Genomic DNA, 13,462 nt, shown 5'->3' with positions numbered 1-13,462 from the left:
GACATCACTTAGTTTTTATTTCATGATTGCGCATTGAAATGCTTCAATCACTTGTATCGGTTCTAGTCGGTCTAAGCATTCACTTTTGCTACTAGCGCGATCTTCACAACCCGCTTTACGGCAGGGCACGCATTCACCTGGACCTTGCAAGATCGTGACATTACCCACGGTTTGCGTGCGCGCTCTTAATTGATAGGGCTGCATCCCAATAAACCCGTTAGGCCAAGGCCCAAAGTTGCTTGGTGGAGTGGGACCAAATAAAGCAATGGTTGGGGTGTTACAGGCTGCTGCAAGGTGGGTGATGGAGGTATCTACCCCAATATAAGCATGCGCTCCTCGAATCAATGTCCCTGCTTGAGGAATCGTTAGAAGCCCGGCGGCATCAACAACATTCTGACGAGTCTCTTCATCCAACAAAGAGAGGATGTCCTGATTGAGCTGAAGATCTTGTTTTGCTGGTGACGCACTCAGGACCACTTGAAATCCGTGTTTGACAATCCAAGTCAGTAAGGTCTGCCAATAACTAAGCGGCCAGCGTTTGTAAGCGGTCAGGGGCCCTGGGTGTATCACCACATAGGGTGAATGAAGTTGAATGGCAATACTTGGGGTGATAGGCTCTCCAGTGGGTGGAGTAACCGAAATGGGTTTGTCAAATAGGTCTTGTGTGTTTTTATAAAAAACCTCAAGCAGGCGTAGCTTTTCCGTGATGACGTGTTGTGCGAAGTAGTCGACATCAACCGTATGCAAGCTAATGGCTTTCTTCCAGGCATTCTGCCGATCACTTTTACTTTTCTTTTCCTTATCCTGAGGTGTTAATCCTTGCGGATGCCCCCCTAGTACGCCGACCCGTTGATGGGCCGCTACCAAACCATAAAGATAGGCACGATCACTCGGTTGCGTGACTACTGCTAAGTCGTAGCGCTGAAAGAGTTTAAAAAATAAGGAGAGATATTCTTTGAGGCTGGGGCGGTCTGAGGTTTCAATAGTCCGGGCAATATCTGGGTTGCCATTGAGCATGTCGAGCTTACCGCGATAGCCCAGAAAATGAAACTCCGCATCTGGCCAAAGCTCACGTGCCTTTGAAATGAGCGGCGTCGTTACGAGTACATCGCCAATTTGTCGAGTGGCAATAAACAAAACCTTTTTAGGTCTTAGTGCCGAGCATGCAGTCATGGGCTTAATGTCACTCAACTGATGTAGCCTTAGCCAGAATTTTTTCACGCACACGACGCGCATTTTCTGCGGCGTTAGATTGATCGTTGATGCGGTGGTATAAATGTAACACTTCTGTAGACCAAGAACCCGACTTACGAATCAAGCCCTTATTCTGAAGTCTGAAAACAAAATCTGCATCCTCGTGACCCCAGCCTGTCATGGTTTCATCAAAGCCGCCAATAGCTAGCGCATCGGTTTTCCAGCAGGCTAGATTACAGCCCTTGATGCGGCGCCATACGAACTTTTTGTAGTTGCGCCAAGCCCCGTCACCCAGCTTGATCTTCAGTGGCCAGTATTTGTTGATGCCGCTAGACAGCCGATAGCTTAATAAGTGATCAGAAAATTTTTCAAAGTCCCATTTGGGCCAGGAGAGGATTGTCTTAGTGAGGATCTCGTTTAATAAGACTCGACTCCCAGTCGTAAAACAACCCGTTTTTGCCAGTTTTCTATGTTGCTCTACAAAATCAGGCTGTACAACACAGTCCCCATCCAGGTATATGAAATAGTCTCCGGAGGCCTCTGCGCTCGCGCGATTGCGGATGAGTGCCAAACGAAAGCCTGAATCTTCATGCCAAACATGCTTGATCTGTAGTTTAGTACGCAGCTTGAAAGACTCAATGAAATTCTTAGTGTCAGATTTTGAGCCGTCATCAGCAATCAGAACTTCAAAATTCTGGTCGGTTTGAGTGTCTAAGGATTGCAAAACAAAATCGAGTGCATTGATTCTGTTGTAGGTTGCAACGATCACGCTGATCTTCATTTTTCTGCTTGCTTTTGAAGGAGCCAAATTTTCATATAGCGGTAATAACTGCCTTCGGCATTTGAAATAGCTAAAGCAAGACCCTCATAGCCATCTAAGAAACCAGCTCTAATGAAGTAGGTTCTGATGAAGGCCCATAAGCCATGCAAAATGGCTTTCAGAGGATTGCTACGCCTTCCTTTAGCAAAAGCCTGTTCTGCCGAAGCAGTGGAGTAACGATCAATTTTTTGTAGTACTTGTGAGAAGTCCATGAAGCTAAAGTGCAGCATAGGATTTTCTAGTTTAGCTACTTGACCATTGGGGATGAGGCGCTCATGCACTAGGTCATTAGAAAAGTGGGCAGTGCCACGCTTAAACAGGCGATCAACGTAATCTGGGCTCCAGCCAGAGTGGCGAATAAAGCGACCGCAGTACCAAGAAAGGCGTGGAATAGCAAAACAGTCTATGTGAGCAGAATGATGGATGGCTGTCAGAATTTCACTGCGGAGGGCTGGAGTGAGCCTTTCATCGGCATCTAGGGAAAGGACCCAGTCGCCGGTTGCCAACTCTAAAGCACGGTTCTTTTGGGGGCCAAAACCAGGCCAATCGGCTGGTTGGGCAATAACAGCCCCATACTTTTTGGCGATTTCCAGGGTTCGATCGCTGCTGTTGGTATCCACCACCACAATTTGCTGGGCAATCCCCTCGAGGGAGCTCAAACAATCGGCCAAATTGGCCTCTTCATTGCGGGTGATGAGTATGACGGATAAGGTGGGCATAATTCATTATATGAATGCTCAAGACCGTACCGCCCTAAATCGCTTAATTCAGTACCTCAAGCCCCATATTCGCCTGATTATTGGCTCTTTACTAGCCATGGCTCTGGTTGCTGGTGCTGAAACCTCCATACCGGCCTTAATGAAGCCTTTGTTAGACAAGGGATTTACGGGGCAGCTTGATAGTAAGTTGTGGCAGGTGCCCGTTTTCTTGGTCGGCTTGGCTCTTGTTCGAAGTCTGGCTCAATTCTTATCCAATTACTTACTGACGCGTGTAATTAATGCGGTGCTGCTGAAATTGCGTCAGCAGATGTTTCAAACACTGTTACATGCAAAAACTACTTTCTTTCAGAAGAATTCCGCGTCTAATTTAATCAATGCCGTTGTTTTTGAGGTGAACAATGTTCTTTCGATTATGGGGGGGATGTTAATTAGTTTAGTGAGAGATTCGCTAACGGTTATTGGTTTAATCAGCTACCTCATTTATTTAAATTGGCAGTTGACTCTAGTGGTACTAATCATTTTTCCGATTATTGCTTTTGTGATGAGCAAGATTAATAAGCGTCTACGCAGTTTAAATCGTGAACAACAGGCTTTAACTAGCGAGCTTGCCTATATCGTAGAAGAAGCTGCTGCTGGTTATAAGATTGTGAAGGTACATGGTGCTGAAGGGTATGAGATGCGCCGTTTCATGGATAAGGCAGATCGTCTGCGCCAGTTCGCTTTAAAGTCCGCAGTGGCTGGTGGACTCAATCAGCCGATTACCCAACTCATTGCCTCCATGGCACTATCCATTGTGCTAGTCATTGCTCTGATGCAATCTGCTGCTGAAGGAACTACTGTAGGTGGTTTTGCAGCTTTTATTACTGCCATGATGTTGGTGATTTCACCGATCAAGCATTTGGCTGATATTAATCAGCCTTTGCAGCGCGGTCTTACTGCTGCAGAAATGATTTTTTCCCTCATGGATCAACCCTTTGAAGAGGATGAATCTCGCAAAGAAAATATGAAGCCCCTTGATAAAGCTAAGGGCGCTATCCGATTCGAAGATGTAGGCTTCTCCTATCAGCAGGAGGTCGGGCGTAAGGATGCTCTTGCTAATGTGAACTTAAGCATTAACCCCGGTGAGGTTGTAGCCTTTGTCGGCCCATCCGGAGGTGGCAAGTCTACTTTGGTGAATTTATTGCCCCGTTTCTATAAGCCTACTAGTGGGCAAATTTTCTTAGATGGCATTCCGCTGGAGGATATTGTTCTGACTGACGTGCGCAAGCAAATCGCCTTTGTAAGCCAGGATGTCATTCTCTTTAACGATAGCATTGCTGCAAACGTAGCCTATGGCGCGGTTGGTCCGGAAGGCATCGATCGTGGCCGTGTGATCGAGGCGCTCGAAGCGGCCAACTTATCTGCCCTGATGAGAGAATTACCAGAGGGTATTGATACGCAAATTGGTGATAGCGGTAACCGTTTGTCGGGTGGTCAGCGTCAGCGTTTGGCGATTGCCAGGGCGATATACAAGAATGCGCCAATCCTGATTTTGGATGAAGCTACTTCAGCCTTGGATTCTGAATCCGAGCGTCAAGTGCAAGATGCCTTAGAGCGATTGATGGCTGGTAGAACTACCTTAGTGATTGCTCACCGCTTATCAACCATTGAGCATGCGGATCGCATTGTAGTTCTCGAACATGGTCAAGTGATCGAGAATGGCTCACATGAAGAGCTGATTGTTAAGGATGGTTTGTATGCCAATCTTCATCGTATTCAGTTTTCGAATGCTTAATGCTTTCGAGAGTTCTTGATCCAAAGCCAAGAGCTGCTGCAAATATCGGATAGATTTTTCTTGGCACTCCAGCCAAGCAATCTATTGGCTTTATCAGCCTTAGCGTAGTACTCAGGCAAATCTCCTGGTCGACGGCCTACTACTTGATATGGGATTTTCTGGCTGCTAGCTTCCTCAAAATGATGAAGTAGGTCTAAAACACTGTAACTGTCGCCACTTCCTAAGTTAAAGATGTGGCAGCCCGGATTGGTTTTGAGCCAATTCAGTGCTGCTAGATGCCCCTCGGCTAAATCCATGACATGAATATAGTCCCGTTTTCCTGTGCCATCAGGGGTATCGTAATCATCTCCAAAAATATTGAGTGATGGCAATGCTCCATTTGCTACCCGCCCAATCATCGGCATTAAATTATTCGGAATGCCATTCGGATCCTCTCCGATTAGTCCGGATTCATGAGCGCCAACGGGATTGAAATATCGCAGGCAACCAATCTTCCATTCTTGATCACTCGCACTCAGGTCTCTGAGTATGTCTTCAATCTGGAGCTTATTTCGACCATAAGGATTTGTTGGTTTGGTGGGGTGATCTTCATCATAGGGCAGGTATGTGGGATCTCCGTACACGGTTGCACTGCTACTAAAGACTAAGGTATTGATGCCAGCCAATTGCATTGCCTGAATGAGGCTAATACTGCCTTGCACATTATTTGCATAGTATTCAATCGGCTTCTGTGAGGACTCCCCAACAGCCTTTAAGCCGGCTAAATGAATGACTGCCTCAATTTTTTGCTCACGCAAAACTTGGGTGAGCTTTTCGGTGTTCCGGATATCCCCCTCGGTAAATCCGATGGTTCTCGTGGTAATTTTTTGAATACGCTCCAAAGTAGACGCATGGCTATTGCAAAGATTGTCATAAATGTAGACTTGGTGACCAGCATTTGCCAGAAGGACGGCAGTATGGCTGCCTATGTAACCCATGCCGCCTGTTAGTAAGATATTCAAATGGACCTCGCTGAATCAGTTAACTGAGAACAATATCGTATTGTTCTTGGCGGAAGCTACCTTCAGCCTGGAGTTTGATGGGCTTGCTAATAAAGTCGCCTAGCTGCGCTAAGAATTGATTTTCTTCCTCAAGGAAAAGATCTATCACGTCTGGAGCAGCGACGATTCTGAATTCGCGGGGATTGAATTGTCGATGTTCACGCACAATCTCACGCAAAATCTCGTAGCAAATGGTTTGTGCGGTTTTAACTTCACCTTTGCCTTGGCAGATAGCGCAGGGTTCGCAAGTAATGTGGGCTAGAGATTCTCGAGTGCGTTTGCGCGTCATCTCTACTAATCCCAATGAAGAGAAGTCATTCACTGATGTGCGGGCATGATCCCGATCTAAATTTCGCTTGAGTTCATGTAAAACTGACTCTTGATGATCTTTGCTGAGCATGTCAATAAAATCAATGATGATGATGCCGCCAAGATTGCGTAAGCGCAGTTGACGGGCGATAGCCTGGGCAGCTTCCAGATTGGTTTTAAATACAGTGTCATCCAAATTACGCGCACCCACATAGCTACCTGTGTTCACGTCGATGGTAGTCATAGATTCTGTTTGGTCAATCATCAGGTAGCCGCCAGATTTAAGGTCAACTCTTCTGCCAAGCGCCTTATTAATCTCAGCATCCACATCAAATAAGTCAAAGAGGGCGCGCTCACCACGATGGAGTGTCAGCTTATCCAATAAATTGGGCATATAGAGCGTAGCAAATCCTTTGAGCTTTTCAAAGTTCTCAGCTGAATCCACTCGAATTTTTGAAGTTTCTTCGCCAGCAACATCCCGCAATACGCGCTCAGCGAGGCTGAGATCCTGATAGAGCAGGCTTGGTGCAGCTTTGTAGTTCACGGCCTCGCGGATCTTTTCCCAGGTGGTACGCAGGTAATGCATATCGTGCTGTAGATCAGTGTCACTGGCATCTTGGGCGCTAGTGCGCACAATAATCCCACCCTTTTCATCATCAGGCATCAGTCCTGTCAGCCGCGCTTTGATGGCTTCACGCTCTTCGGGTTGATCAATTCTTTGGGATACACCAATATATTTTTCAGTAGCTGTATCAGTGCCAGCTGGCGGCAAGTAAACCAAGTTACGGCCAGCAATACTGAGTTGGGTAGTCAGTCGAGCACCTTTAGTGCCGAGCGGATCTTTGAGAACTTGCACTAAAACATTTTGGCCTTCGAAGAGGAGCTTCTCAATTTGTGCCTGCGGATTATTTTGCGTAATGTCAGCGACGTGCATAAATGCAGTGCGTTCTAAACCCACTTCAATGAAGGCAGACTGCATACCAGGTAGTACGCGAACAACTTTTGCTAAATAGATATTGCCAACAATGCCACGTTGACGGGTGCGCTCAATTTGTAGTTCTTGCACGGCACCTTGCTGAATGAGTGCCACCCGTGTTTCTTGGGGGGTGATATTGATCAGAATTTCTTCATTCATATGCGGGTAACTTTGGCGAAATCCAATAATTGGTTCACTTCATAAATAGGTAATCCCATAATACCGCTATAACTACCTTTGATTGAGGGGATGAATGCGCCTCCATGCCCCTGAATGCCGTAAGCGCCAGCCTTACCAAAAGGCTCGCCACTATCAATATAGTTGGTAATTTGCTCAGGGGTCAGGCGGGCAAATTCCACCTCGGATATTTGCACGCGGCATACAGGGTTGGTATTCGGATCAATTACGAGTGCGACTGCGGTGAGTACTTGATGTACTTTACCGCTCAGCATGTTCAAAATACGTGTGGCATCAGCCGCATCGCTAGGTTTGCCGAGAATCTCACCAACAAGGCTTCCGGGTAGACTCACAGTCGTATCGGCGCACAAGATCGGTGCCCAAGGTTTACCGCTCTCTTGCCATCTTGCTAAGGCAATAGCGCTTTTGGCGAGCGTCACGCGTTCAACATAATCACGTGCTTTTTCATTCGGTAGGGGTATTTCGAGGGTTTCAGTATCCTCACCAGGTGCAGCAATCAGCATCTCGAACTGCACGCCGATTTGCTTTAGTAGTTCTTGTCGACGTGGGCTTTGTGAGGCGAGGTAAATAGAGGTAAACATGAGCTGACTACTCGCGATGATAAGGGTGGCCTTGCAGAATAGTCCATGCCCGATATAGTTGCTCCACCAAAAGGACTCTTGCCATCGCATGAGGTAAGGTCAGGCTTGAGAGACGCCACATTGCTTGAGCACTTTCTTTCAGGCTGGGATCAAGGCCATCTGCGCCACCAATTAAAAAGGTAATGTCAAAGCCCTCTTGTCGCCATTGAGCTAATTGAGTGGCGACATGCTGGGTAGTTTGATCTTTACCGCGCTCATCCAGAGCGATAACACGAGAACCCTTGGGAACGGCTGCGGCAATTCTGACAGCTTCTTTGGCTGGCGTCAGATCTGGCTTGATCTCTTTGATTTCAATACTGCAATCTGCAGGCATGCGCTTAATGTAATCATGGGTTGCAGTTGCAACCCATTCAGGCATTTTGTGACCAACCGAAACAATCGTTAAACGCATTGCTAAAAAAATTACTCTTCGTCGTCTTCAGGCCCACTTGCTTTGACTAAGCCTTTATCGGCTGCCAATTTAACGCGGACTGGTTTGGCCCCCCACATACCTTCGAGTTGGTAGTAGGCGCGCAATGCCGGTTGCAAGATATGCACCACAATGTCGCCGCAATCGACGAGCACCCATTCACCGGTTTCTAAGCCTTCAACAGAGATGACTTCTCCGCCTTTGGCATTGACATCTTCTTTAACGGACATTGCCAAGGAACGAGTCTGGCGATTGCTAGTACCCGTTGCAATAATGACTCGGTCAAATAGCTCACTGAGCTTGGTGGTGTCGTAAACGCGAATATCTTGCGCCTTGACATCTTCAAGGGCGTTAATCACTACACGTTGTAATTTTGTTAAGTCCATAGTTTCTTTGATATTTTGTATATAAGGTTGATCTTAGTCTGATTATTTGTACAGATCCAAATTTGTAACGATTTCTAGTGCGTGAGAAGGGATATGCTCGGAGGCAATCGTGCTTCGGGCCAAACTTTTCAGTTGATCGCGGAGTTGCGTTGAGGAAAGATCGACCGAAAGACTGTTATCTAAGTAGATGCGGCCAAAAGGACTTTTTGCAAGGGCATCCGCATCAATACATTGATGCTTTTCTAGTAAGACCTTCATTTCAAGGCTGATTTCCGCCGAAAGTGAATGATGAGGTCTGCTAGCTACTGCGAAATTCAGATAATTCAGCAATTGATCCCAAGAGTTCCAAGTTGGTAAGTTCAAAAGAGTATCTGCCCCCATTAACCAAGTTAGGTTGACCTGAGGCCCAAAACGCTCCCTGAGAGCTTTAGCCGTATCTAGTGTGTAGCTGGGCCCAGGTCGATTCATTTCTATGCGGTCAGTGCTAATTCGCGTTGGTATGTTGAGTTGGAGAAATTCAATAGCTAAATCTACGCCAGCCGCTTCAGTCATCTTAAAGCGAAGCTCAGCAGGCGTGATGCTAGATTCTTTTTGCCAGGGTTCCCCACTCGGAATGAGCAGCAATTCATCCAGATGCAGAATTTTTGCAAAATGGGTTGCCAGCTTGAGATGGCCAAGATGGGGTGGATCAAACGTGCCGCCCAGAATGCCAATTTTTTTTATTGTGTCCAAATGGTGCGATATCAAGTTAGTTTAGCCAGTCGCGCGGCTTAAGGTAATAGTCATAAAGCTTAGCCTCAGGTGTGCCAGGTTTTGGCTGCCAGTTGTACCACCACTGTACTACCGGTGGCATCGACATCAGGATAGACTCGGTACGTCCACCGGAATGCAGGCCAAAAATGGTCCCGCGGTCGAATATCAAGTTGTATTCCACATAGCGGCCACGCCGGTATTCCTGAAACGCTTTTTCTTCGGCTGTAAAACTCTCTTTATAGCGGCGTTCCACAATCGGTAAATAAGCATCAATAAAGGCATCACCCACGGCACGTGTCATCGCAAAGCTTTGCTCGAAACCCAAGCTATTAAAGTCATCAAAAAAGATACCACCAATACCACGAGGCTCTTCACGGTGTTTGAGATAAAAATACTCATCACACCATTTTTTAAAACGGGGATACAAATCTTCGCCAAATGGATCTAGGGCGTCTTTAGCTGTCTGATGGAAGTGCCTGCAGTCTTCATCGACGCCATAGTAAGGAGTAAGGTCAAAGCCACCACCAAACCACCAAACAGGTTCCTTATCCGGAGCTTGCGCAATAAAGCAGCGCACATTCATATGGGTTGTGGGTGCTTTGGGGTTATGTGGATGAAACACGACAGAAACACCCATGGCCTCAAAACTGCGTCCCGTCAGTTCTGGGCGATGATGTGATGCAGAAGGAGGCATCTGATCGCCACGAACGTGAGAGAACCCCACGCCACCTTTCTCGAGAATTTTGCCGCCATCTAAAGTGCAGGTGCGACCATAACCCTTTAGCTTGCTATCTTCCGGCTTCTCCCAGGCATCGACCATAAATGCCTTGCCATCCAATGCACTCATTGCTGTGGTGATGCGTGCTTGCAGGCCCAAAAAATACTCTTTTAAGTCTGCAATATGGATTTGAGTTCGCTCAGGAGATGACAAGGATGAAAGGTGCTTTGTGTTGAATGATCAAAATTAGTGTAATTACTTCACTGCACGATAACCAATATCTTTGCGATATTGCATGCCATCAAATTGGATTTGAGAGATAGCTTCAAAAGCTTTTTGTTGTGCGCCGCGAACTGTGTCAGATAAACCCACTACACACATCACGCGACCACCGGAGGTGACTAGCTTGCCATCTTGTAGTTTGGTACCCGCATGGAAGGTTAGTTGATCTTCGGTATCGGCAGGAATGCCGGTAATCACATCGCCATTGCGCGGGGTATCGGGGTAGTTATGGGCTGCGAGTACCACGCCTAATGCAGTGCGACGATCCCAATCTAATTCCACTTCGTTTAAGGTGCCATCGACCGCATGATCCAGTGCTTTGACTAAATCACTACGCAAGCGCGCCATGATGGGCTGTGTTTCTGGATCACCCATACGACAATTAAATTCTAGGGTCTTAATCTTGCCATCTGGGGAGATCATCAAGCCCGCATAGAGAAAGCCGGTGTAGGGAATGCCATCAGCCTCCATGCCTTTGACCGTTGGCATGATGACTTCGCGTAATGCGCGCGCATGAATTTCTGGGGTAACTACAGGTGCTGGCGAGTATGCGCCCATACCGCCAGTATTCGGGCCCTGATCAGCATCGAGTAAGCGTTTGTGATCCTGGCTAGTGGCTAAAGCTAAAACCTGTTTGCCGTCGACCAGAACAATAAAGCTCGCTTCTTCACCAATCAAAAATTCTTCAATCACCACGCGTGCACCAGCATTGCCTAGCTTATTGTCGGCCAGCATCATATCGACCGCGGCATGGGCTTCTGCTAGATCCATTGCAACGACAACACCCTTGCCGGCGGCAAGTCCATCCGCTTTGATAACGATTGGCGCACCTTGAGCATCAATGTAAGCATGGGCTTCTAAAATATTTGAGAATGTCTGGTACTCCGCCGTGGGAATGCCATGCCGCTTCATAAATGCTTTAGAAAAATCTTTAGAGGATTCTAATTGTGCAGCCAGCTGAGTGGGTCCAAAAATACGTAAACCGTGATTGCGGAATACATCGACGATGCCTGCTGCAAGGGGAGCTTCAGGTCCAACTACTGTGAGATGGATTTTTTCACGCTGAGCAAAGTCTGCCAGCTCTTGAAGATCGGAGATGGGAAGGTTCTGAATGCCGGCTGCCGTTTGTTTTGCAGTGGCAGTGCCGCCATTACCAGGGGCTACATAGACGGTTTGTACTTCTGGGGATTGGGCCAGCTTCCAAGCAAGAGCGTGTTCGCGGCCACCAGAGCCAATCAGAAGAATTTTCATAAGGAGCTAATAAAGACGTTGATAAATGACATTAAAGTAATTAAAGGCTTAGAGCGATGCATTTGTGAAAACTTCCTGGACATCATCTAAGTTCTCCAGCGCATCCAATAGTTTTTGCATGCTTTCAGCTTGGTCACCCTCGAGTTCAGTCTCAGTCTCGGGGCGCATCGTGACGGTTGCTAGCTCTGCTTTTAAACCTGCTTTACTGAGTGCATCTTGTACTTTAGGAAATTCAGGGACTGGGGTGAGTACTTCAAGTGAGCCATCATCATGCGTGATGACATCTTCAGCGCCTGCATCCAGCGCGAGCTCCATGAGTAGATCTTCATTCGTGCCTGGAGCAAACAACATTTGACCGCAATGTTTGAACATAAATGCGACAGAACCTTCGGCACCCATATTTCCACCATTTTTTGCAAATGCATGGCGCACTTCGGCAACGGTACGAGTGCGGTTATCCGTTAAGCAATCCACGATGATGGCGGCGCCATTAAAGCCATAACCCTCATAACGAATTTCTTCATAATTCACGCCCTCTAAGGAGCCGGTGCCTCGCTGAATTGCCCGTTGCACGTTGTCATTCGGCATGTTGGCATCTTTAGCCTTATCAATTGCTAGGCGTAAACGTGGGTTTGTAGCGATATCGCCGCCGCCTAATTTAGCTGCAACCGTAATTTCTTTAATCAGTTTGGTCCAAATCTTGCCGCGCTTTTCGTCTTGACGTCCTTTGCGGTGCTGAATATTGGCCCATTTCGAATGGCCGGCCATACGGGTAAGTCCTTTTGTGTAATGTGGCTTGAGGAAGTCATTTTAAGGGCTTCTCAGCTCAATAATGGGACTCTTACTACTTTTTTGTTACACTCTCACCTCTTAGTTTGCTTCAATGCAGTTTTTCCACTGCAAACACCTGCCCCGGTGATGGAATTGGTAGACGTGCCGGACTCAAAATCCGGTGCCGCAAGGCGTGGCGGTTCAAGTCCGCCCCGGGGCACCATCTCAAATAGGCTGTTACCGACGCCGCGAGATGCGCAAAGCTTTAAATCTCGTAAGTTTCTGACTCGCTATTCATTGCCTGCTCAACAATTTTTTTGGTGAGGGTAGGTGAGAACAGCTCGATAAAGGTGTAGACGAAAGAGCGCAGATAGGCGCCTTGCTTCACTCCTAGATGCGTGACGTTATTTCCAAACAAGTGCCCAACTGGAATGACTCTCAGATTACGATCCCGATCTGCATCGTATGCTAAACCCGCCACGATACCGACACCCATGCCAGTCTCAACATAAGTCTTAATGACATCTGCATCAATCGCCTCCAAAATCACATCGGGAGTCAGATTGCGCAGTCCGAAAGCGGCATCAATCTTGCTACGACCTGCGAATGCTTTGTCGTAGGTGATGAGCGGGTACTTTGCAATTTCTTCTAAGGTGATTGCCGACTGATTGAGCAGTGGATGGCTCAGCGGCACCATGACGACGTGTTGCCATTGATATCCCGGCAAAGCTAATACGCCTGGCGTGTTTGCAATGCCTTCCGTTGCAATCGCAATATCTGCTCGATCATGAATGAGTAGTTCGGCAATTTGTCCCGGGCTACCCTGTTGAATGCTGACGCGTACCTTTGGAAAGCGCTTGGTAAATTCTGTCAAGACTTTGGGTAATGCATAGCGGGCTTGAGTATGGGTGGTGGCAATCACAAAGCTACCCTGATCTTGGCTAGCAAAGTCTTTGCCGACTCTTCTCAAGGTTTCCACTTCATCCAGAATTCGCTCAATAGAAACTAGAATTCGCTTACCAGGCTCGGTAAGTGAGCGGATACGTTTGCCGTGGCGGCGAAAGATTTCGACGCCCAACTCATCTTCCAATTCAATAATGGCTTTAGAGACCCCTGGCTGTGAGGTAAATAGGACCTTAGCGGCGGTGGTGAGATTGAAATTCTGCCTAACGGCCTCACGTACAAAGCGAAATTGGTGCAAGTTCATATCGATTCCATTCC

Annotated in this window: 13 protein-coding genes, 1 tRNA gene and 1 pseudogene; 2 read left to right on the top strand and 13 right to left on the bottom strand. The window is 47.3% G+C overall.

Annotation, left to right across the window (positions count from 1 at the left end; all coding sequences use genetic code 11):
• Positions 1 to 15: 15 nt before the first annotated feature.
• The 3 genes from DN92_RS02755 to DN92_RS02745 are packed head-to-tail and all read right to left on the bottom strand — an operon-like array spanning position 16 to position 2,733.
• Complete coding sequence (locus DN92_RS02755; protein ID WP_173959814.1) at positions 16 to 1,173, bottom strand: glycosyltransferase family 9 protein; 1,158 nt, start codon at positions 1,171 to 1,173, stop codon at positions 16 to 18.
• A gap of 10 nt (positions 1,174 to 1,183) precedes the next feature.
• Positions 1,184 to 1,975 carry a glycosyltransferase family 2 protein gene (locus DN92_RS02750; protein ID WP_173959813.1) on the bottom strand — a complete coding sequence of 264 codons (792 nt, stop codon included), beginning with the start codon at positions 1,973 to 1,975 and terminating at the stop codon, positions 1,184 to 1,186.
• A complete protein-coding gene (locus tag DN92_RS02745; RefSeq protein WP_173959812.1) occupies positions 1,972 to 2,733 on the bottom strand; it encodes a glycosyltransferase family 2 protein in 762 nt (253 codons plus the stop codon). Before DN92_RS02745 ends, DN92_RS02750 begins: the two co-directional genes overlap by 4 nt.
• Before the next feature lie 10 nt (positions 2,734 to 2,743).
• Here DN92_RS02745 and msbA point away from each other — a divergent pair, with 10 nt between their 5' ends.
• Entirely contained in the window at positions 2,744 to 4,507 is a 1,764-nt protein-coding gene (gene msbA, locus DN92_RS02740; RefSeq protein WP_173959811.1) for a lipid A export permease/ATP-binding protein MsbA, read from the top strand.
• On the opposite strand, the gene galE is transcribed toward msbA, so the two are convergent.
• The 9 genes and pseudogenes from galE to DN92_RS02695 form a co-directional block, all read right to left on the bottom strand.
• A complete protein-coding gene (gene galE, locus DN92_RS02735) occupies positions 4,504 to 5,508 on the bottom strand; it encodes a UDP-glucose 4-epimerase GalE (RefSeq protein WP_173959810.1) in 1,005 nt (334 codons plus the stop codon). The two genes, msbA and galE, sit on opposite strands and share 4 nt — an antisense overlap.
• Before the next feature lie 19 nt (positions 5,509 to 5,527).
• Entirely contained in the window at positions 5,528 to 6,991 is a 1,464-nt protein-coding gene (gene rng / locus DN92_RS02730; RefSeq protein WP_173959809.1) for a ribonuclease G, read from the bottom strand.
• Entirely contained in the window at positions 6,988 to 7,611 is a 624-nt protein-coding gene (locus DN92_RS02725) for a Maf family protein (RefSeq protein ID WP_173959808.1), read from the bottom strand. The genes rng and DN92_RS02725 overlap by 4 nt, the downstream gene beginning before the upstream one ends.
• Positions 7,612 to 7,618: 7 nt before the next feature.
• A complete protein-coding gene (rlmH, locus tag DN92_RS02720; protein WP_173959807.1) occupies positions 7,619 to 8,062 on the bottom strand; it encodes a 23S rRNA (pseudouridine(1915)-N(3))-methyltransferase RlmH in 444 nt (147 codons plus the stop codon).
• A 14-nt stretch (positions 8,063 to 8,076) separates the two neighbouring features.
• A pseudogene (rsfS, locus tag DN92_RS02715) lies at positions 8,077 to 8,466 on the bottom strand (ribosome silencing factor); the annotation flags it as partial.
• Positions 8,467 to 8,508: 42 nt separating this feature from the next.
• Positions 8,509 to 9,198, bottom strand: a complete 690-nt coding sequence (locus DN92_RS02710) for an adenylyltransferase/cytidyltransferase family protein (RefSeq protein WP_217426039.1) — start codon at positions 9,196 to 9,198, stop codon at positions 8,509 to 8,511.
• 16 nt (positions 9,199 to 9,214) lie between these two features.
• The gene (gene hemF / locus DN92_RS02705) at positions 9,215 to 10,066 is read right to left on the bottom strand and encodes an oxygen-dependent coproporphyrinogen oxidase (protein WP_254598363.1); all 852 of its coding nucleotides are present in this window, start codon (positions 10,064 to 10,066) and stop codon (positions 9,215 to 9,217) included.
• Between the two features lie 126 nt (positions 10,067 to 10,192).
• Positions 10,193 to 11,470 carry a phosphoribosylamine--glycine ligase gene (gene purD, locus DN92_RS02700; RefSeq protein WP_173959803.1) on the bottom strand — a complete coding sequence of 426 codons (1,278 nt, stop codon included), beginning with the start codon at positions 11,468 to 11,470 and terminating at the stop codon, positions 10,193 to 10,195.
• Between the two features lie 48 nt (positions 11,471 to 11,518).
• A complete protein-coding gene (locus DN92_RS02695; protein ID WP_173959802.1) occupies positions 11,519 to 12,238 on the bottom strand; it encodes a YebC/PmpR family DNA-binding transcriptional regulator in 720 nt (239 codons plus the stop codon).
• Positions 12,239 to 12,379: 141 nt separating this feature from the next.
• On the opposite strand from DN92_RS02695, the gene DN92_RS02690 reads away from it, so the two are divergent.
• Positions 12,380 to 12,464: transfer RNA gene (locus DN92_RS02690), tRNA-Leu, on the top strand.
• 42 nt (positions 12,465 to 12,506) lie between these two features.
• Here DN92_RS02690 and DN92_RS02685 read toward each other — a convergent pair.
• On the bottom strand, positions 12,507 to 13,448 hold the full coding sequence (locus DN92_RS02685; RefSeq protein WP_173959801.1) for a CysB family HTH-type transcriptional regulator: 942 nt from the start codon (positions 13,446 to 13,448) through the stop codon (positions 12,507 to 12,509).
• Positions 13,449 to 13,462 lie beyond the last annotated feature (14 nt).

It is taken from the genome of Polynucleobacter arcticus, assembly GCF_013307205.1.
Lineage (GTDB): Bacteria > Pseudomonadota > Gammaproteobacteria > Burkholderiales > Burkholderiaceae > Polynucleobacter > Polynucleobacter arcticus.
Note: the sequence above shows the minus strand (reverse complement) of the source record. Positions and strands in the feature narration are given on the sequence as shown.

Excerpts from the sequence above, each read along its gene's own strand:
- DN92_RS02685 (WP_173959801.1), bottom strand. The coding sequence starts at position 13,448 with ATGAACTTGCACCAATTTCGCTTTGTACGTGAGGCCGTTAGGCAGAAT.
- hemF (WP_254598363.1), bottom strand. The coding sequence starts at position 10,066 with ATGAGTGCATTGGATGGCAAGGCATTTATGGTCGATGCCTGGGAGAAG.
- msbA (WP_173959811.1), top strand. The coding sequence starts at position 2,744 with ATGAATGCTCAAGACCGTACCGCCCTAAATCGCTTAATTCAGTACCTC.
- DN92_RS02745 (WP_173959812.1), bottom strand. The coding sequence starts at position 2,733 with ATGCCCACCTTATCCGTCATACTCATCACCCGCAATGAAGAGGCCAAT.
- rng (WP_173959809.1), bottom strand. The coding sequence starts at position 6,991 with ATGAATGAAGAAATTCTGATCAATATCACCCCCCAAGAAACACGGGTG.
- DN92_RS02695 (WP_173959802.1), bottom strand. The coding sequence starts at position 12,238 with ATGGCCGGCCATTCGAAATGGGCCAATATTCAGCACCGCAAAGGACGT.
- DN92_RS02725 (WP_173959808.1), bottom strand. The coding sequence starts at position 7,611 with ATGTTTACCTCTATTTACCTCGCCTCACAAAGCCCACGTCGACAAGAA.
- purD (WP_173959803.1), bottom strand. The coding sequence starts at position 11,470 with ATGAAAATTCTTCTGATTGGCTCTGGTGGCCGCGAACACGCTCTTGCT.
- rlmH (WP_173959807.1), bottom strand. The coding sequence starts at position 8,062 with ATGCGTTTAACGATTGTTTCGGTTGGTCACAAAATGCCTGAATGGGTT.
- DN92_RS02755 (WP_173959814.1), bottom strand. The coding sequence starts at position 1,173 with ATGACTGCATGCTCGGCACTAAGACCTAAAAAGGTTTTGTTTATTGCC.
- DN92_RS02750 (WP_173959813.1), bottom strand. The coding sequence starts at position 1,975 with ATGAAGATCAGCGTGATCGTTGCAACCTACAACAGAATCAATGCACTC.